At 56.0% G+C, this 19279-nt stretch carries 13 protein-coding genes and 1 pseudogene; 9 read left to right on the forward strand and 5 right to left on the reverse strand.

Translation table 11 applies throughout. The annotated features are described in order from the left end of the window. Positions 1-2 precede the first annotated feature (2 nt). Together tamB and tamA are read right to left on the reverse strand one after the other, a co-directional pair. Positions 3-3779: an autotransporter assembly complex protein TamB gene (gene tamB, locus ENTMO_RS0103825; RefSeq protein WP_010427403.1), complete on the reverse strand. Its 3777-nt coding sequence runs from the start codon at positions 3777-3779 to the stop codon at positions 3-5. Continuing rightward, positions 3776-5509, reverse strand: a complete 1734-nt coding sequence (gene tamA, locus ENTMO_RS0103830) for an autotransporter assembly complex protein TamA (RefSeq protein WP_010427405.1) — start codon at positions 5507-5509, stop codon at positions 3776-3778. The genes tamB and tamA overlap by 4 nt, the downstream gene beginning before the upstream one ends. Before the next feature lie 225 nt (positions 5510-5734). Between tamA and msrA the strand changes: the two genes are divergently transcribed. After that, on the forward strand, positions 5735-6376 hold the full coding sequence (gene msrA, locus ENTMO_RS0103835; protein WP_010427407.1) for a peptide-methionine (S)-S-oxide reductase MsrA: 642 nt from the start codon (positions 5735-5737) through the stop codon (positions 6374-6376). On the opposite strand, the gene ENTMO_RS0103840 is transcribed toward msrA, so the two are convergent. Continuing rightward, complete coding sequence (locus ENTMO_RS0103840) at positions 6377-7435, reverse strand: LacI family DNA-binding transcriptional regulator (protein ID WP_010427408.1); 1059 nt, start codon at positions 7433-7435, stop codon at positions 6377-6379. A gap of 192 nt (positions 7436-7627) precedes the next feature. Here ENTMO_RS0103840 and ENTMO_RS0103845 point away from each other — a divergent pair, with 192 nt between their 5' ends. The 6 genes from ENTMO_RS0103845 to paeA all read left to right on the forward strand — a co-directional run bounded on the left by ENTMO_RS0103845 (position 7628) and on the right by paeA (position 15239). Beyond that, positions 7628-8779, forward strand: a complete 1152-nt coding sequence (locus ENTMO_RS0103845; RefSeq protein WP_010427410.1) for a Gfo/Idh/MocA family protein — start codon at positions 7628-7630, stop codon at positions 8777-8779. A gap of 16 nt (positions 8780-8795) precedes the next feature. After that, on the forward strand, positions 8796-9965 hold the full coding sequence (locus tag ENTMO_RS0103850; protein ID WP_010427412.1) for a Gfo/Idh/MocA family protein: 1170 nt from the start codon (positions 8796-8798) through the stop codon (positions 9963-9965). An 11-nt stretch (positions 9966-9976) separates the two neighbouring features. Beyond that, positions 9977-11044 (forward strand): Gfo/Idh/MocA family protein, encoded by a 1068-nt coding sequence (locus tag ENTMO_RS0103855; protein WP_010427414.1) that lies wholly within the window; start codon positions 9977-9979, stop codon positions 11042-11044. Between the two features lie 11 nt (positions 11045-11055). Beyond that, positions 11056-12078 carry a Gfo/Idh/MocA family protein gene (locus ENTMO_RS0103860; protein ID WP_010427416.1) on the forward strand — a complete coding sequence of 341 codons (1023 nt, stop codon included), beginning with the start codon at positions 11056-11058 and terminating at the stop codon, positions 12076-12078. 79 nt (positions 12079-12157) lie between these two features. Next, positions 12158-13705 carry an MFS transporter gene (locus ENTMO_RS0103865; RefSeq protein WP_010427418.1) on the forward strand — a complete coding sequence of 516 codons (1548 nt, stop codon included), beginning with the start codon at positions 12158-12160 and terminating at the stop codon, positions 13703-13705. Positions 13706-13901: 196 nt separating this feature from the next. Beyond that, a complete protein-coding gene (gene paeA, locus ENTMO_RS0103870) occupies positions 13902-15239 on the forward strand; it encodes a polyamine export protein PaeA (RefSeq protein ID WP_010427420.1) in 1338 nt (445 codons plus the stop codon). Positions 15240-15309: 70 nt separating this feature from the next. Here paeA and ENTMO_RS0103875 read toward each other — a convergent pair whose 3' ends face one another. After that, positions 15310-15516: a DUF1107 domain-containing protein gene (locus tag ENTMO_RS0103875; protein WP_003856054.1), complete on the reverse strand. Its 207-nt coding sequence runs from the start codon at positions 15514-15516 to the stop codon at positions 15310-15312. 325 nt (positions 15517-15841) lie between these two features. Here ENTMO_RS0103875 and ENTMO_RS0103880 point away from each other — a divergent pair, with 325 nt between their 5' ends. Then, positions 15842-16402, forward strand: coding sequence for a YtfJ family protein (locus ENTMO_RS0103880; RefSeq protein ID WP_010427425.1), 561 nt, complete (start codon positions 15842-15844; stop codon positions 16400-16402). On the opposite strand, the gene cysQ is transcribed toward ENTMO_RS0103880, so the two are convergent. Beyond that, positions 16396-17136 carry a 3'(2'),5'-bisphosphate nucleotidase CysQ gene (cysQ, locus tag ENTMO_RS0103885; protein ID WP_010427426.1) on the reverse strand — a complete coding sequence of 247 codons (741 nt, stop codon included), beginning with the start codon at positions 17134-17136 and terminating at the stop codon, positions 16396-16398. The two genes, ENTMO_RS0103880 and cysQ, sit on opposite strands and share 7 nt — an antisense overlap. A 190-nt stretch (positions 17137-17326) precedes the next feature. On the opposite strand from cysQ, the pseudogene ENTMO_RS23730 reads away from it, so the two are divergent. Continuing rightward, positions 17327-19270: pseudogene (locus tag ENTMO_RS23730) on the forward strand (bifunctional 2',3'-cyclic-nucleotide 2'-phosphodiesterase/3'-nucleotidase). Positions 19271-19279: the final 9 nt, after the last annotated feature.

The raw sequence follows: 19279 nt of genomic DNA on the forward strand, positions 1-19279 counted from the left end.
TGCTAAAACTCAAACTGATAGAGCAGATCAAGTGCCTGGTCTACGCCGGACACTGCTTCCAGATATAGCTTAGGCATCAGGCGATAGCGTAGCGTGAGTGTTGCCAGTGAGTCAAAGATCCCCACACCATATTTTACCTGCAGACCCGGCAGTACATAGCCGCTGACCACCACCTGCGAGGAGTCGCCCACGCCCTGGGTGTCCAGCGCCAGATTGCTTACGCCGAACGTCTCGCCGATTTTACCCACAACCTGACCACTTTGTGCAACCCCCAGACCCACTAACATTGATGTCATCGCAGCACCATCGCCTTGTGCGCTATCCAGTCCCTGTCCACGCAGGAGATAAGAAAGTGCTTCTTGCTGCGACATGGCCGGGTCGGAGAAGATCTCCGCTTTGGGTTCGTCGGCTGAGCCGGTGACACGCACGCCAGCAATCACATCGTTTTCAGTCGCTTCAGGGTTACGAATGGCTTCGATATTGAGCACCGGCTGATCCGGTGGACCGGAGAACAACAGCTCGCCTTTACGCACAATCAGATCCTGACCGTAGGCGTGGAAACGCCCATCAGGAATATTGATTTGCCCGTTAAGGCCCAGCCCTTGACTGTCCTGCGCCACTTTCAGATCGCCCGTGAGTCTCGCCTTCAGCCCAAACGCATCCAACCGCACGTTATTCCCCACGTGGACGATAAGATTACTATTGATTGGTATGCCTGCGCTCTGTTGTTCAACAGGTTTCAGATTTTCACTGAGCATAACTTCATCGCTGGAGACGCCGACTGCACTTTCCGGTACCTCGTGAACCACGATACGCGCCCACGGCACGTCAACACGACCGTCCAGAGTGAACAGACTCGGTGTCGCCTCAAAGACGACGTCAGGTGAGACATCCAGACGCACCATCGGCGGTACGGTGATGCGTACCCGGCTCCCCTTCGCCGCGATGCGTGCGCGCCAGTTATCAAGCTGGCTCCAGTCAGCATCACCGCTCAGATTAATTTGCCCCTGCTGGGTCAGCACCGAGCCGTTCAGCGTCGAACTCATGCCGTTGAAGTTCAGTGCTATCTGGCTCGGCTGCATGTCGAACGGCATAAAGTTACCGTCAATATCGAGCCCGCTGAGCCGCATCTGCCCAAACAGCTGCGGGCTTTCCGCGTTGCCAGCCAGACGCAGATTGGCATTGAGCAGTCCCTCGGCTTTTTCCCCACGCGCGAAAATGGGGTTCACCATCGCCAGGTTGAAATTGCGGATATTCACGTTACCGCCGAGATTACGCCGCCCTTGCGGATCGGTAATCTGTACCTGCCCGTCTAGCTGACCGTTGTTGGTCAGGCGGATCGTCCATCCCAGCTCAGCACGGTTGTTATGCAGATCGGCACTCAGGTTCAGGGTGTCGAACGCCACCGGCAGCGGCGCGTCGTTGACTTCTTGCGTCACCTTCACGTTACGCCCGGAGAGCGTCACGCTGCCCTGCGGCAGCCCCTCTTTGGTGGTGTCCCATGCGACATCCGCTTTACCGCTAAAGACGCCGCTGGCCTGGGTCGTGTCCGGCATAAACGGCTTTAGCATCGCCAGATCGAAGCGGTTGAGGTTAATCTGCGCGCGCCCTTCTGCCCCCGCATCAATAGTCTGCGGTACGCAAAGTTCTGCGTTAGGGTTGGTCCAGCAGTGCGGTCCGATGCTGATCTTCTGCTCGGCGTTGCGGTAATCCACCGCAATCGAGCGCGACAGCGCCAGCGGCCCTACCGGCGTGCTGAAGCGGGTGTTATCCAGTTGCCCCTTCCAGCGTTCCGCTTTGCGGTCAAAGCTTCCCGTCAGATGGAGCTGACCGGATACCGGTTCGCCCTGCACGCGTAGCTGGAGGTCGTGCTGCTTCTCGTTGCCTTTGGCTTCCAGCGTCACCAGATTGATGTTCACATCCGGCTGGGAGATACGCTCCACACGCAGGTTCAGATTGCCGCCGATCTGATCGGTGGATTTTACATCCCCTTCAACGCGAACGCGGGCGACGGACAGTTCCTGCCAGCGCAGGTTATTGGCGGTGATATCCGCCAGCAGCTGCGGCGCCTCCACCGTACCGCGCACCTTCACCAACCCTTTCGCCGTGCCGCCAAGACCCGGCAGGGCGTTATCCAGATTCGGCGCGTCAATGGTGGCATCCAGGTTGAGATCCTTCACGCCCAGCTCGCCTTTGATATCCGCCGTGTTGCGGCCCAGCGCCACGTGCCGCCCCGGAATGATCCACTGCAGATAGCTGTTGCCTTTCAACGAGCCTTCAACGCTAACCTTGTTCTGCTTCACGTTCCCGGTGAGCTTGATTTCCGGTACGTCCATCTGCCAGGTGCCGCCGTACAGGCTGCCGCGGGTTTTAATCAGGCCATCCAGTTTCGACGGCCAGTCCGGCACCTCTTTGGCGGTGTTAATGCCCGTCAGCTTCAGCTCGCCGCGCCAGCTGATTGCCTGCTGCCAGTCAAGCAGCGCGGTCAGCTCGGTTTTGCCTTCCAGCGCCGCGACGGTCAGCTTGTCGAGGTTAACCTGCTGTTCGTTGCCTTTTGCATCCAGCGTAATGTTCGCGGGCGGCACGCCCTGCCCCTTCACCGCGGTGCGGAACGAGAGCGTGTAATCGGTCATCTTGCCGCTCAGCTTCAGCTTCAGGTCATCGGCCTGGAACTGTTTTTCGCCGGTGAACGGCCAGTAAAGCTGCTTGCTGACAATTTCCAGATTGAGCGGTAAACCGGCCTCCGCCAGCTGCGTTTGCGCGCGCAGGACCATGTCCACCGGGCCGGAGAGATTGACCCCGACGTCCAGCTTCTCGCGCAGCGCCCCGCCTACTTTGACCTTCACCTTTTCGCCTTTCAGCGGATCGATGTTAAGCGCGCTGTTCAGCGTAATATCCACCGGCCAGCTGTCGCGCAGCAGGGCATTCCCTGACGCATTGACAGAGCCCTGATTGGTGTCGATATCCAGCGCGTCAAGCTTCATGTTGCCGTCAATGCTGCTGACTTTCAGCAGCATGTTATAGACCGTCAGGTCGGTATCGCCCGTCAGACGCAGCTGTTCGCCTTTGAATTCCTCAATGTTGAGGTTCAGCGGCAGATGCACGTCGGTCATCTCCGGCAGAACCGGTTTCGAGAAGAGATCTTTCAGCGTTTCACCCAGCGGCTTTTCTTCCGGCTGCGGGTTCTGGATCTTCGGCTCGACAATCTCTTCCTGCGCCACGTCGGCCACTTTCGGTAGCGCAATCAGCAGCCCCTGCAGGGACGTTGGCGTCAGGGTAAGGTTTTTCTCCTCCCAGCGCAGGCCGGAGGTGAAATCCATCACGGACACGGTGGTGTCGTCGATTTTGATATTGACGTTATCCAGCGCCACCCGATAGAGCGCAATCGGGTACGGTGTGGACAGATTAAGCGGGCCGCTGTCCTCTTCCTCGACCGGCGCAGACTTCGGCATTTTTTTTGAATCTATCGCCACGTTCACATCTTTTAGCGACAGGTCGTTCACGCAGAGCTTACTGTCCCGCAGACAGCCCAGCTTCACGGCCAGATGGAATTCGCCTGCATTAACGGCCACACCCGGCTGCTCATAACGAATGTTCTTCAAACGCAGGTCGCGCCAGCCACCCGTCACCTGACCAATTTCCAGCCCCGGCACCCAGCGGTTAGCCGCGTTAAACAGCAGATGCAGGCCGGTGGTGGTGCCCACCAGAAACGCCACCGTACCGAGCAGCAGCACGATAAAAATCAGTACGCCGAGGCTTATCTTCTTCCATAAACTCATAATTCAGGCCCCAGACCGATGTAAAACTGTAAACCGTGTTCGTCTTTGTCGCCCACCGGCACGGCGAAATCGAGCTTGATAGGCCCGACGGGTGACTGCCAGCGCACGCCTACGCCCGCGCCGGTTTTGAAATCGCTGCGGCGGATATCGTTTACCGCTTCACCGCCGTCCACGAACATGGCTCCCCACCACTTGCCGCTGACGTTGTACTGATACTCCAGCGAGCCGGTCGCCAGTTTTGATGCCCCGGTCAGTTGGCCTTTTTCGTTTTCCGGTGAGATCGATTTGAACTTATAGCCGCGAATGCTGCGGTCGCCCCCGGCGAAGAAGCGCAGATCGGGCGGCACGCGTTCGAAATCGCCCGTTTCAATCCAGCCCAGGTTGCCGCGCATCACAAAGCGGTGTTTGTCGTACAGCGTGCGGATCCAGACGTTTTGCGCCTGAAAGACGGAGAAGTCCACGTCGGAGCCCCAGGCGGTGTTGGAATAATCGATGGAGTAGCGCTGTGAGTCGCCCCAGGTCGGCATCAGGCCCCCGCGCGAGCGGGTGCGGCTGATCATCACGCCCGGATAAAGCAGCATGGTGGTGTTGGTGACGTTGGCCTGGGTAAAGTGGTCGAGGCTCCAGCGCAGGTTAATGGCGCGCTGCCAGCCGCTTGAAAGATCCCAGAAACGCGATACGGCAAGCGTCGTTGAGTCCTGCTCGGTGTCGTTCAGGTCGGTGCGCTTAAAGCCGCCCTGCAGAAGGTAATACTGCTCAAGCGGATTTTTCAGCAGCGGCATTTTGTAGCTGAAATCCAGCTGCTGCTCAGGCGCAGAGAGGCTCAGACTGGTGGTCAGGCTGTGGCCGTAGGAGTTCATCCACGGTTTTTTCCACGAGGTTTTCACGCGTGGGCCAACGTCCGTCGAATAGCCCACACCGGTTTCAATGGTGTTCTCGGTGCGCGGGGAGACCACGCCATGCAGCGGCAAGACTTTCGTTTTACGGGACTTTTCAAATTCCGGCGCGACAATCACCGAGTTAAACCAGCCGGTTGCCGACAAACGGCGGTTGAGTTCGCCCAGGTCGCTCGACTGGTAATAGTCGCCTTTTTTAAACGGTATCAGGTTTTGCAGGTACTCCTCGCGGATCTGCGATCCTTCGAACGTCACATCGCCAAAACGATAGCGTTCACCGCTGTCGTAGTCGATGTCCCAGAAGGCCTGACGCCTCTCCAGCGCTACGCCAAGCTGGCTTTTATTAAACTGGCTGTCGAAATAGCCTTTACGTAGCGCGACGTTGGTTAAGGATTTTTTAAAATGATCGTAGTCGCCGTGATTCAGAACGGTGCCAACTTTAGGACGGGTACTCAGCAGATCCAGGTAATCCCGATCCGTACGCGCGCCGCCACGCAGCACCACGTTGGTACCGCCAATCAATACCGGCTCACCCGCTGAGACGCGGGCAATCAGCACCTGACGCCCCTTCTTTGGTGGCGGGCGGAGGTCGAAATCAATGGTGGGTTCGTAATACCCCAGCGCTTTCAGTCCCTCGCGGATCGCGTCATCCACGCGCGCGCGAAAACGCCGGTCCGGCGTCACTTCGTCACTCTGGATCGTCGATAACTGCGCGCGCACGTTTTTTTCCAGCGCCCCGGATAACCCCTCAACCTGCAAACGGACATTCGCCGCGCTGGCAACCCCGCTTGTCAGCAATACACTGACCAAACATAACTGGCGGATTTTTGTCACGTTTTCTCCTGAATATCCCTGTTTCCACCCTGGAAGCAAATGAAATGCCGCTCTGCGGCAAAAAAACGGCCTGTTAGCCAAAAACCCAAATCGTGGGTTGAAAATGGGTGTAACACCCAAATATTTCTTATGATTAAATCTAGACTCATTCAGCGCATTTATTGTGTTCAATTAAACGCTTCGTGACAACCTTAACCGAAACATCGCTACCCGGGAGGCACCATCGTGAGTTTATTCGACAAAAAGCATCTGGTTTCACAAGCAGATGCATTACCGGGACGCAACACCCCTATGCCTGTGGCGACCTTACACGCCGTAAACAACCATTCAATGACAAACGTTCCTGATGGAATGGAGATCGCCCTGTTTGCCATGGGCTGCTTCTGGGGAGTTGAACGTTTGTTCTGGCAACTGCCCGGCGTTTACAGTACCGCAGCAGGCTATACCGGCGGTTACACGCCAAACCCAACCTACCGCGAAGTGTGCTCCGGCGATACCGGTCACGCGGAAGCGGTTCGCGTGGTGTATGACCCGGCCATCATCAGCTACGAACAGCTGCTGCAGGTGTTCTGGGAAAATCACGACCCGGCGCAGGGCATGCGTCAGGGTAACGATCACGGCACCCAGTACCGTTCGGCCATTTATCCGCTCACACCCGAGCAGGATGCTGCCGCGCGCGCCAGCCTTGAGCGTTTTCAGAAAGCCATGCATGACGCGGGCGATACGCGCGAGGTGACCACGGAAATCACCACCGCGAAGCCGTTCTATTATGCCGAGGACGACCACCAGCAATATCTGCATAAAAACCCGTATGGCTACTGCGGAATCGGAGGCATCGGCGTCTGTCTGCCGCCACAGCTGGCCTGATCACTGGTCTAGCGCCACGCGAGCCGCGTGGCGCGTCGCATTACTCACCGAACCAAAATCCATCACCTTCCCCTGCAACAGCAAATTATAAACCGGCGCCTGAGGTCGGTTGAGGCGCGTTTGCAGCAAATGTACCGCTTCTATCCCCAGTTCACGACAGGGCACCGTGACGCCGGTGACCGGTTTTTCCAGGCGGTGCGCTAAATTCCAGGCAAAATCGGTGGTGATGAGTGAAATGTCTTCCGGGATACGAAGCCCGTGACGCGTCAACGCTCTGATCACCCCCTCCACCATGCTGGTACTGTTGGGGAAAATCACCTCCGGCCACTGCGCTTTATCATGACTCGATAGCCACTCATCCAGCGCCTGTTCGGCCTCCTCCGCGGTAAACCACTCCGTCACTAACAAATCACGTCGTGGCTCAAAGGCAATGTGAAAATGGCGGTACGCCTCTTTGATACCATCCAGGCGAGCATAGAGCGTATCCCGCCGCAGACATGTTAAGGTCAGCACCCGGCGGTGTCCCTGCTCAAAAAGGTGCTGCATGGCGGTAAAACCAATGGCCCGATGGTCGGGCGAAACGGAATCCAGCACCCGATCCCTGTCGACGGAATTAATTAAAACGCAGGGTTTATTGAGCGTGCTGGCCAGTTTAAATATGGTGGAATCATCCGTGCCAATGATAATTATCGCGTTGATATTTTTATGACTGGCCTTTTCCAGAAACAGTTTTACATCGGCGTGCTGTTCTTCTAATCCGCAATAGCTGACCCAGACATTATGCGGCGCGCTGGCTTCGGCGATTCCTTTGGTCACTTCGAGATAAAAAATATCGCCGCGGCCCTGAAAGGTTCTTTCCGGCGCAAAAACAGCGATACCGTTAATTAATAGCCGCCCGCTTGCCATGGATTCAAGGACACCTAATTCCCGCGCGGTGCGAACAATCGCTTCCCGGGCCTTATCGCTGGTATACGACTTCCCGCTTAGCACCCTTGAGACAGTGCTAACGGAATAGCCCGTCAGGGAGGAAATTTCCTCCATTTTTAACTTACCCGCCATAGTGTGACCTCGCTCCCAATCAGTTTTTGCAAATATTTGCAGAAACAGCGCATTGATTTTAAAACTAAATTTCAAAATGGTTAGAGTTTACTTATTGACCTTGCGAGTATTCTCACAAAAACACATTGTCGCTGCGCCTGAGCTTTCCTATTTTCCGGTCATCACTCTTTTCGACTGAAATTAAGGTGAGACATGGAGAAGGTACGTTTTGGCATTATTGGTATAGGTAATATTGGCACGGTCCACGCGCGCTATTTACTGGCAGGTACCGTCAGCGACGCCTGCCTGGCGGCAGTTTGCGATAACGCACTGGAAAAGCATCCTGCCATTCGTCAGATGGTCGGCACCCTCCCACTGTTTAGCGATGCGCAGGAGATGCTCCAGAGCGGGCTTATCGATGCGGTCATTGTCGCCACGCCGCACTATGAGCACCCGCGCCTGTCGATGCTGGCGATGCGCAACGGCATCCATACCCTGTGTGAAAAACCGGCGGGCGTGTACACGGCGCAGGTTCAGGAGATGAACGCCTGTGCCCAGGCGTGCGACGTGGTGTTCGGCATCATGTACAACCAGCGCCCGAATCCGCTCTACCAGAAAGTGAAAGATCTGATCGACAGCGGCGAGCTGGGTGAAATCCGCCGTTCAAACTGGATCATCACCAACTGGTATCGCTCACAGAGCTACTACAACTCCGGCGGCTGGCGCGCCACCTGGAAAGGTGAAGGCGGCGGCGTGCTGCTCAACCAGGACCCGCATCAGCTCGATCTCTGGCAGTGGCTGGTCGGCATGCCGGTCCGCCTGCGCGCCTTCTGCCAGTTCGGTAAGCATCGCGATATCGAAGTGGAAGACGAGGTCACCGCCTACGCCGAGTATGCCAACGGTGCCACCGGCGTGTTTATCACTACCGTCGCCGAAACACCGGGCACCAACCGCCTGGAAATAGCGGGCGATCGCGGCAAAGTGGTCGTCGAGGAGGGGAAACTGCGCTACTGGCGACTGCGCGAATCGGAAACCGCCTTTAACGCCCGCTGGGAGAACGGCTTTGGGGAGCCTGAGTGCTGGGAAGTCTCGATTCCCGTCGCCCCTGAGTACAGCGAACATCACGTCATTACCGCCAACTTCTGTGCGGCCATCCTGCGCGGCGAACCGCTGATTGCGCCGGGTCTGGAAGGGATTCATGGGCTCACGCTCTCTAACGCCATGCACCTTTCCACCTGGACGGACGACTGGGTCGAGCTGCCGCTCAACGAAAAACAGTATCTGCGCCTGCTTCAGCAACGCATCAGCACCTCAGTGGCTAAAGAGACAGCCAGCGTCACGCTGGACGCCTCTGGCACCTGGTAACTCCGGAGAAGAAACGATGTTAAATGTCGCCATTGTGGGAACGGGGAATATCTCGCATAACCATATTCAGGGCTATTTGCAGTTTGGTCAGCGCTGCCGGATCGTTGCGCTGGTGGATATCTACCCGGAAAAAGCGGAAGAGAAAAAAGCGCGCTACGGCCTGGAAGATGCCCGCGTGTATGAAAGCCACCAGCAGATGCTGGAATCTGAGTCGAATGTCGACATCGTCGACGTCTGCACGCCGCCCTACGTCCACGCAGAGATCAGTATCGACGCGCTCAACGCCGGTTGCCACGTGCTGTGTGAAAAACCGATGGCCGCCTCGCTGGAGGAGTGCGACGCGATGATCGCCGCCCAACAGGCCAGCGGTAAAACGCTCTCCATCATTGCCCAGAACCGCTTTACCGATGCCTTCTGGCGCTTAAAAGCGGCGCTGGACTCCGGCCTTGCCGGGAAAGTCTGCCATGCGCAGGTGGACTCCTTCTGGTGGCGCGGTCACTGCTACTACGACCTGTGGTGGCGCGGCACCTGGGAAAAAGAGGGTGGCGGCTGTACCCTTAACCACGCGGTGCACCACATCGACGCCATTCAGTGGATGCTTGGCTTCCCGTCCGAGGTGGTGGCGATGATGACCAACGTGGCGCACGACAACGCTGAAGTCGAAGACCTCAGCGCCGCGATCTTCAAATACCCCAGCGGCGCGCTCACGCAGTTGACCGCCTCGGTGGTACACCACGGCGAAGATCAGAAAATGATCATTCAGGGTGATAAGGCGCGCATCTCCGCACCGTGGCAGGCCTTTGCCAGCGTCAGCGCCGATAACGGCTTCCCGCAGGAAACCCACGACCAGCAGCGAGAAGCACAGCTCAACGCCGTTTTTCAGGAGACGCCAAAGCTCGAGTGGACGCTGCACACCGGGCAGATCAATGACCTGCTTTATGCCATTGAGCACGGCACGGCGCCGCTGGTAGACGGCGTGCAGGGCAAACGCTCGCTGGAGCTGATTACCGCCATTTATAAATCAGCCATCACTCGCGCTGTCGTCTCATTGCCCATTGGCCGCGACGATCCGTTTTACCGTACCGGCGGGACCAACGCCCTCGCCCCCCGTTTTTATGAAAAATCCGCAAGCGTCGCCAACTTCAGCGAAGTGGGTGCGATTCCCCTCGGCAAAGATCTGGATTAAGGAGTGACACCATGAACAAGAATGACGGTATGAACTACGCCCCGGTGGGCAAACCGCAGCCGGTTGTCCGCGAGGGGGAATTCGTCTTCGCCGCCGCCGCGCTCGACCACGGCCATATCTACGGGATGAGTAACGGCCTGATAGAAGCCGGAGCCACGCTGAAGTGGGTGTACGACCCCGATCCGGCCAAAGTGGATAAATTTATCCAGCAGTACCCGCAGGCAAAAGTGGCAGAGTCGCTGGAGGTGATCCTCAACGACGACGAAGTGCGTCTGGTTGCGGGAGCAGCAATTCCTTCCGAGCGCTGCGCGCTGGGGCTGAAAGCGATGGCGGCGGGAAAAGATTACTTCACCGACAAAGCGCCGCTCACCACCCTTGAGCAACTGGCGGACGCCAAAGCGATGGTCGAAAAGACCGGCAAGAAATATGCGGTGTACTACAGCGAACGCCTGCACGTAGAAAGCGCGGTTTTTGCCGGGCAGCTGGTGCAGCAAGGCGCCATTGGCCGCGTCGTGCAGACCCTGGGTACCGGGCCGCACCGGGAAGGCACGGGTCGCCCGGACTGGTTCTACGATCGTCGCTACTTTGGCGGGATCCTGTGCGATATCGGCAGTCACCAGATAGAACAGTTCCTGTTTTACACCGGCAACAGTGAGGCATGCGTGGTCGCCAGCCAGGCCCGCAATGTCAACCATCCTCAGTATCCGGCGTTTGAAGATTTCGGCGATGCGATGATCAAAGGCGAAAACGGGGCCAGCGGCTATTTCCGCTGCGACTGGTTCACGCCGGACGGACTCTCCACCTGGGGCGATGGCCGCCTGACGCTACTTGGGACCGACGGGTATATCGAAATCCGCAAGTATGTCGACCTCACCCGCGGCGAGCAGGACGTGGTCTACCTCGTCAATAAAGAGGGGGAGTTCCGCTATCCGGTGGCCGGGCAGCTCGGGTTCCCGTTCTTTGGCGAGCTGATCCTCGACTGCCTGCACCGCACTGAAAACGCCATGACGCAGGCACACGCTTTCAAGGCTGCCGAACTGTGCGTGAAGGCTCAAATGCTTGCCAACGCAGCCGGATAAGGGGAACGACGATGACGATCCTGAACACGGCAATTATTGGCGGCGGCGCGATCCACCGTTGCCATGTGAATGCTCTCCGCCAAATTCCTGACGTGGCGCTACGCGCGCTGGTGGATATCGACAGCGTCAAAGGGTTGAAGCTGGCGATGGGCTATCAGTGCCGCTTTTATCAGGATTACCGGGAAATGCTGCTGGATGACAGCATCGACGTGGTGCATATCTGCACGCCTCACTTTGAACATAAAAGTATGATCCTGGCGGCGCTGGCCGCCGGGAAGCACGTTTTCTGTGAAAAGCCGGTGGGCATGAACGGCAGCGAGCTTGTCGATATCGCCCGCGCCGTTGAGCAGGCGAAGGGACAGTTTGGCGTCTGCTACCAGAACCGACTCAACCCCACCAGCCTGCGCGTGCGTCAGGAGTTAGCCCATGGCGGGCTGGGTAAGATGCTCAGCATCAAGGCGGTGCTAACCTGGTCACGCTTCGGCACCTACTATACCGACAGCCTGTGGCGTGGGCGACTGGCGACCGAAGGCGGCAGCCTGCTGATCAACCAGGCAATCCACACCCTCGACCTGATGCAGTGGTTTGGCGGCGGCGTGACGCGGCTCAAAGGCGTAGTCGATAGCGGAGAACTGGCAGACGTGACCGAAGGGGAAGACAGCGCGATGGCGACGCTGCATTTCGCCAACGGCGCGCGCGGCCTGTTTTATGCCACTAATTGCCACACCACCGATTCCCCTCTCCTGATGGAGATCCACTGTGAACACAGTTCACTGCTGCTGGAACACAACGTTCTCTGGCGCATCACGCCCGGTGAACGCCTCAGACTGACAACCGACGATTCACCCGACGGCTCGGTCAAAAGCTACTGGGGTCTGGGTCATCAACAGGCGATCCGTCGCTTTTATCACGCCCTTATTCATCCGGAAAACAGGGATTACACCGACATCCATGAAGCCGGCAAATCACTCACCCTTGTGGAGGCCATTTATCGCTCATCTCAATTACGACAATGGATAGAGATCAATAACTAGAACGTAATGTGCAATCCAGACGTTAATAAAAACACGACCTGACCTACAGGTTAAACATTACCCTACACTGGATATTATTATGGTCAAACCAACTGAACGTAGAGTTGGTTATGGCGTAGCGCTTGGCTACGGCATAACCGATCTGTTTGGCGGAGGCGCTTTCGCCATTATCGGCACCTGGCTGTTATTTTTTTACACTACATATTGCGGACTCTCTGTGATTGAAGCGGGCTCAATATTTGCCATTGCCCGCGTCATTGATGCGTTATTAAGTCCGATTATGGGTTATATCACCGATAATTTCGGGGATACCTGGCCTGGACGAAAATTTGGTCGTCGCCGCTTCTTTTTATTACTCAGCTCCCCGTTAATGTTTCTGTACGCCCTGCTGTGGATGACGGACATGGGATACTGGTACTACCTGGGCACCTATCTGTCTATCGAGCTGCTGTCGGCGATGGTGTTAGTCCCCTGGGAAACGCTGGCGGCGGAAATGACCAACCGCTACGAAGAGCGCAGCCGTCTTTCGGGCGTGCGGATGATCTGCTCACAGCTGGGCGGTTTTCTTGCGGTATCGGTCCCCGGTGTGATTATGCAATTCACCGGCAAAGATAATCCGTTTACCTATACCCTCACCGGACTGATATTTTCCTGCGTGTTCTGCCTGGCGGTATTTATTACCTGGTACACCACCTGGGAAGCAAAAGATGTCCATCAGGAATCGAACTTCAAGGTGGATAATCAGCGTAAAGGCGGCCTGGGGAATCACTTGAAATATCTGGTGCTCGATCTCTTTTCGTCATTCCGTATCCGTGCGTTCCGTCTGCATATACTCATCTATATTTTTTCTTTTACCGCGATGGATGTATTCGGTTCAGTCTTTACCTATTACGTGGTTTATTGCCTGAGCCAGGATGCCTCTGCGGTTTCCGGCTGGCTAAGCATTGCGGCCTTTGCCTCGGTACCGGGCACGTATGGGTTTATGCTGCTGTTGAACCGGCTGAACATGACGCCTTCTGCCGCCCTGCGGCTCTCGTACGGCTGTATCTTCCTGGTGCTGGCGTTTCTGTTTACGGTCTACCTCACCAAAACGCAGGTGCCGACGCTGCTCTTCTCAGCGGTCTTTATCCTGCTCGGTGCGGCACGTTCCGGCCTGTATTACATCCCCTGGAATATTTACAGCTTTATTCCGGACATTGACGAGATGGTCACGCAGCAGCGCCGCGAAGGGATTTTTGCCGGGGTGATGGTTCTGACCCGCAAAAGCACCGTGGCGATTGCCATCATGATTATCGGCCTGGTGCTGCAGGAGTCCGGTTTCGTGAAGGGCAGCGGTGCGCAGCCTGAAAGCGCGCTGGGTGCCATTATCGGGCTGATGATTTTCGCCACGGCAGCCCTGCTGACCGTCAGCTTCTTCACGACATACAAATTCAAGCTGACCCGTGACACCCACAAGGTACTGCTCAAAGAAATTGCCCGCCGCAAGCTGGGCGGCGACTATCGCGACTGCGACGAGAAAACCCGCGTGGTGATCAAGCAGCTAACGGGCTACGAGTATGACCAGGTGTGGGGAGGCGATGCAACGCGCCGTGCAGTGGGTAACGTCCCGCTGTCGACCGTCAAATAGCGACATATGCCGGGCAGGCTCCCCACCTGCCCGGCCTTTTTTTGCCCAAAATGTGACCTCTGGCAGATTTACATCTCTTTACGCTATACTACCCGCTGAAATAATCGGCTCAACGCTACGAGCTGACGTTCAATGTGTCTTCACACAAATGGTATCAACTCCCCTTCTGAGGATCTGGCGAGAAGCCGGATAAACTATGTTAAACAGTATTTTAGTAATACTTTGCCTTATTGCCGTCAGTGCATTTTTCTCGATATCCGAGATCTCGCTGGCCGCGTCCCGTAAAATCAAACTTAAGCTGCTTGCCGATGAAGGCAACATCAACGCCACGCGCATCCTGAAAATGCAGGAAAACCCCGGCATGTTCTTCACCGTGGTGCAGATTGGCCTAAACGCGGTCGCCATTCTTGGCGGTATCGTAGGTGATGCGGCGTTTTCCCCGGCGTTTTATAGCCTGTTTGTGCAGTACATGTCCGTTGAACTGGCCGAACAGCTGAGCTTTATCCTCTCCTTCTCGCTGGTGACCGGCCTGTTCATCCTCTTCGCAGACCTGACCCCGAAACGCATCGGTATGATTGCGCCAGAAGCCGTGGCTTTGCGTATCATCAACCCGATGCGCTTCTGCCTGTACGTGTTCCGCCCGCTGGTGTGGTTCTTTAACGGCCTGCCAACCGTGATTTTCCGCATCTTTAAGCTGCCGATGGTGCGTAAAGATGACATCACCTCCGACGACATTTATGCGGTTGTAGAAGCCGGGGCGCTGGCCGGGGTGCTGCGCAAGCAGGAGCACGAGCTGATTGAGAACGTTTTCGAACTGGAATCCCGTACCGTGCCGTCTTCCATGACGGGCCGTGAGAACATTATCTGGTTCGATTTACACGAAGATGAGCAGAGCCTGAAGAACAAAGTGGCGCAGCATCCGCACTCTAAGTTCCTGGTCTGTAATGAAGATATTGACCACATCATCGGTTACGTCGACTCCAAAGACCTGCTGAACCGCGTGCTGGCCAACCAGAGTCTGGCGCTGAACAGCGGTGTGCAGATCCGCAATACGCTGATTGTGCCGGACACTCTGACGCTCTCAGAAGCGCTTGAAAGTTTCAAAACCGCCGGGGAAGACTTCGCGGTGATCATGAACGAATACGCGCTGGTGGTGGGTATCATCACCCTGAACGACGTGATGACCACGCTGATGGGCGATCTGGTGGGCCAGGGGCTGGAAGAGCAGATTGTTCAGCGTGACGAAAACTCATGGCTGATCGACGGCGGTACGCCGATTGAAGACGTGATGCGCGTGCTGGACATTGACGAGTTCCCGCAGTCGGGCAACTACGAGACCATCGGCGGCTTTATGATGTTTATGCTGCGTAAAATCCCGAAACGTACCGACTCGGTGAAGTTTTCCGGCTACAAGTTTGAAGTGGTGGATATTGATAACTACCGCATCGACCAGCTGCTGGTGACGCGCATCGATAACAAACCGACCGTGCTGGTGCCGAAGCTGCCGGACGCGGAAGAGAAGGTATCGGCGTAAAGTCCCTGCCCCACATACATCAACGGCTCCCATTGGGAGCCGTCTTTTTAACTACTGCATAGCACGTTGGTTAAGCCATCTCAGTCTGCAGACGCATAACCTGACGGTTGACTTCGGACATCACAGACAGGTGCTGTTTGTCCTTCACTTTTGGGATAAGGATTTTGCCCTTATCAAATTCAAAAGCGCCAACATCCTTGATATACAACCGTCCACGGAACAGGATCTTCACGTACTTCGCCACCTGAAGCGGGTTGTAGCGTTGGAAAATTTTCATTCTTGTATCTCCTGCGAATCATACGCTCTTGCGGTGCCACAATCGGCCCGACTGTCCTGAGCGCAAATTTTATTGCCCAATGACTATAGACCAGAACTACGTTGTTACCCAGTGTGCATAAGTTTATTTACCGTTTGATTACAATTATTCAGAATAATCTTTGCAAACCGTGACTCAGGGCAGTATAAGCCGTCGTTTTTTCATGGATATGTGCGTTCACCCGCAAACTGGCATCGGGATTGCGGGAAAACCCCATTGATCGCACTTATGATTAAAAGCGTAAGACCAAGTGGTCGGATCACCTGCTAACAAAAAAGGAAACACCATGACCCTACGTAATATCCTTGCAGCAGCCTGCCTGCTGCTGCTGCCCCTGTGGGCTTGCGCTCACACGATTGAAAAAGGACAACGCGTACCGCCAGTCGGCATTGCTGACCGGGGAGAATTGATTCTCGACAATGATAAGTTTAGCTACAAAGCCTGGAATAGCGCGCAGCTTGCGGGCAAAGTGAGAGTTGTACAACATATTGCCGGTCGTACATCCGCGAAAGAGAAAAACGCTACCCTGGTGGAAGCGATCAAGGCCGCAAAATTCCCGCACGATCGCTACCAGACCACCACCATTGTGAACACCGACGATGCCATCCCCGGCTCCGGCATGTTTGTGCGCTCGAGCCTGGAGAGCAACAAAAAGCTCTACCCGTGGTCGCAATTTATCGTCGACAGCAATGGCGTGACGCGTAAGGCGTGGCAGCTTGACGAAGAGAGCTCTGCGATTGTGGTGCTCGATAAAGAGGGACGCGTGCAGTGGGTGAAGGACGGCGGATTAACACAAGAGGAAGTGCAGCAGGTGGTTGCTCTGCTGCACAAGCTGCTGGCTCAGTAAATCGACACCCGGAAACCTGGGTTGAGGAATGATTCTCGCGGGGTATAGTCCAGCGGCTTACCCTGCCAGTCGTGAACATGCGCACCGGCCGCCGCCGCTACCGCGTGCCCTGCCGCTGTGTCCCAGACGTTGGTTGGCCCAAATCGCGGGTAGAGCTGCGCGTGTCCTTCCGCCACCAGGCAGAACTTGAGCGATGAACCAATCGACGTCGTCTGGTGTTCACCCAGCTGCTGCAAATACTCCTGCAGTTCGCTGTCGCTGTGGGAACGGCTGATCACCACCAGCGGTGGACGCGCATCACGCACCTGAATCTGCTTACGCACGCCGCACTCTTCCTTCCAGGCTTTACCTTCCGCAGCGCTGTACATGACTTTCATCACCGGCGCGTAGACCACGCCGAGCACCGCTTTTCCCTTCTCAATCAGGGCGATGTTGACGGTAAACTCACCGTTGCGCTTGATGAACTCTTTCGTTCCGTCCAGCGGATCCACCAGCCAGTAACGCTGCCAGTGCTGGCGCTCGTCCCAGCCCTGCGGCGCTTCTTCTGACAGGACGGGAATATCCGGCGTTAACGCCTGCAAACCTTTCAGGATCACGCCATGCGCCGCGATATCCGCCGCTGTGACCGGGGAATCATCCGCTTTGCTGACAACGTCCATCGGCTTCTCGCCGTCGTACACTTGCATAATGGCATCACCCGCATCCCGTGCGAGCTGACAAATTTTATCTAACATTCTCCACCTCTTCGTTAACGCAGTGGTCATAACTCGTTGTTTTATTTATATCGTAATGTGAACAATTCTGCTATCTGTGAAGCAATTCCGGTTTCACTACCCTTATTTCTGGCAGGATTCACACTTCTGTAAGCAACGCGATATACATACATAATCTTTTGTGGCTTGGATCGAAAAAAGGACTCTTCTGATGATTCAGTTTAGCGCAACGCTCCTGGCGACGTTGGTGGCCGCCAGCGTTCAGGCGGCAACGGTGGATCTTCGTATTCTGGAAACGACCGATCTTCACAGTAACATGATGGACTTCGATTACTACAAAGATACGCCTACCGAAAAATTCGGACTGGTACGCACAGCAAGTTTGATTAACGCCGCCCGCGGTGAAGTGAAAAACAGCGTGCTGGTCGATAACGGAGATTTAATTCAGGGTAGCCCATTGGGCGATTACATGGCCGCGAAAGGGCTGAAAAAGGGCGAAATCCATCCGGTTTATAAAGCGATGAATACCCTGGACTATACCGTCGGCAACCTCGGTAACCACGAATTTAACTACGGTCTGACATACCTGCACGATGCGCTGGCCGGTGCGAAATTCCCATACGTTAACGCCAATATCATCGACGTTTAGACCCAAAAGCCGCTGTTCACTCCTTACCTGATTAAAGAGACCGAGGTTGTCGACAGCGAAGGTCATAAGCAGACGCTGCAGATTGGCTACATCGGCTTTGTGCCACCGCAGATCATGACGTGGGATAAAGCCAACCTCGACGGGAAAGTGACCGTTAATGACATCACCGAAACCGCGCGCAAGTATGTGCCGGAAATGCGCGAGAAAGGCGCTGACCTGGTGGTGGTTGTCGCCCACTCGGGTCTCTCCGCTGACCCGTATCAGGCAATGGCGGAGAACTCCGTTTACTACCTGAGTGAAGTGCCGGGCGTTGACGCGATCCTGTTCGGCCACGCTCACGCGGTCTTCCCGGGCAAAGATTTCGCCAGCATCAAAGGCGCGGATATCGAGAAAGGGACGCTCAACGGCGTGCCGTCGGTGATGCCGGGGATGTGGGGCGATCATCTCGGCGTGGTGGATCTGGTGCTAAATAACGACGGCGGCAGTTGGAAGGTGACGCAATCAAAAGCCGAAGCGCGCCCGATTTACGACGCTGCGGCTAAAAAATCGCTGGCAGGTGAAGATAAAAAGCTGGTCGACGTGCTGAAGCATGACCACGATGCGACCCGTGAATTCGTCGGCAAGCCGATTGGGAAATCCGCCGACAACATGTACAGCTTCCTGGCGCTGGTGCAGGATGACCCAACCGTTCAGGTGGTCAATATGGCGCAAAAAGCCTATGCCGAACACTTTGTTCCGGGCGATCCGGATCTGGCAAAACTGCCGGTGCTTTCAGCCGCTGCACCGTTCAAGGTGGGCGGACGCAAGAACGATCCGGCAAGCTACGTGGAAGTCGAAAAAGGCCAACTGACGTTCCGTAACGCCGCCGATCTCTATCTTTATCCGAATACGCTGGTCGTCGTCAAAGCGACGGGGAAAGAGGTGAAAGAGTGGCTGGAATGCTCCGCCGGGCAGTTCAACCAGATTGACCCAAACAGTAGCAAGCCGCAGTCGCTGATTAACTGGGACGGGTTCCGCACCTACAACTTCGACGTGATCGACGGCGTGGAGTATCAGATTGATGTTACTCAGCCAGCCAGATACGACGGCGAGTGCCAGACCCTTAATCCGCAGGCTGAACGTATCAAAAACCTGACCTTCAACGGCAAAGCAATCGACCCGAATGCCACCTTCCTGGTGGTGACCAATAACTACCGCGCCTACGGCGGTAAGTTTGCCGGAACGGGTGACAGCCACATCGCTTTTGCTTCACCGGACGAGAACCGCTCGGTGCTGGCGGCGTGGATCAGTGCGGAATCGAAGAAGGCGGGCGAAATTCATCCTGCAGTGGATAACAACTGGCGTCTGGCGCCGATCCACAGCGATACGAAACTGGATATCCGCTTTGAAACCTCGCCGTCCGATAAAGCTGCCGCGTTCATTAAGGACAAGGCGCAGTACCCGATGAAGAAGGTCGCAACGGATGATATCGGGTTCGCGATTTATCAGGTGGATTTGAGCAGGTAGCGGTGATTG

It is taken from the genome of Enterobacter mori LMG 25706 (genome assembly GCF_000211415.1).
In the GTDB taxonomy this organism is placed as follows: Bacteria; Pseudomonadota; Gammaproteobacteria; order Enterobacterales; family Enterobacteriaceae; genus Enterobacter; species Enterobacter mori.

What these genes read in the sequence shown, in the direction of transcription:
- tamB (WP_010427403.1), bottom strand. Translation starts at nt 3,779, where the DNA reads ATGAGTTTATGGAAGAAGATAAGCCTCGGCGTACTGATTTTTATCGTG.
- ENTMO_RS0103840 (WP_010427408.1), bottom strand. Translation starts at nt 7,435, where the DNA reads ATGGCGGGTAAGTTAAAAATGGAGGAAATTTCCTCCCTGACGGGCTAT.
- ENTMO_RS0103845 (WP_010427410.1), top strand. Translation starts at nt 7,628, where the DNA reads ATGGAGAAGGTACGTTTTGGCATTATTGGTATAGGTAATATTGGCACG.
- ENTMO_RS0103850 (WP_010427412.1), top strand. Translation starts at nt 8,796, where the DNA reads ATGTTAAATGTCGCCATTGTGGGAACGGGGAATATCTCGCATAACCAT.
- ENTMO_RS0103855 (WP_010427414.1), top strand. Translation starts at nt 9,977, where the DNA reads ATGAACAAGAATGACGGTATGAACTACGCCCCGGTGGGCAAACCGCAG.
- ENTMO_RS0103860 (WP_010427416.1), top strand. Translation starts at nt 11,056, where the DNA reads ATGACGATCCTGAACACGGCAATTATTGGCGGCGGCGCGATCCACCGT.
- ENTMO_RS0103865 (WP_010427418.1), top strand. Translation starts at nt 12,158, where the DNA reads ATGGTCAAACCAACTGAACGTAGAGTTGGTTATGGCGTAGCGCTTGGC.
- paeA (WP_010427420.1), top strand. Translation starts at nt 13,902, where the DNA reads ATGTTAAACAGTATTTTAGTAATACTTTGCCTTATTGCCGTCAGTGCA.
- ENTMO_RS0103875 (WP_003856054.1), bottom strand. Translation starts at nt 15,516, where the DNA reads ATGAAAATTTTCCAACGCTACAACCCGCTTCAGGTGGCGAAGTACGTG.
- ENTMO_RS0103880 (WP_010427425.1), top strand. Translation starts at nt 15,842, where the DNA reads ATGACCCTACGTAATATCCTTGCAGCAGCCTGCCTGCTGCTGCTGCCC.
- cysQ (WP_010427426.1), bottom strand. Translation starts at nt 17,136, where the DNA reads ATGTTAGATAAAATTTGTCAGCTCGCACGGGATGCGGGTGATGCCATT.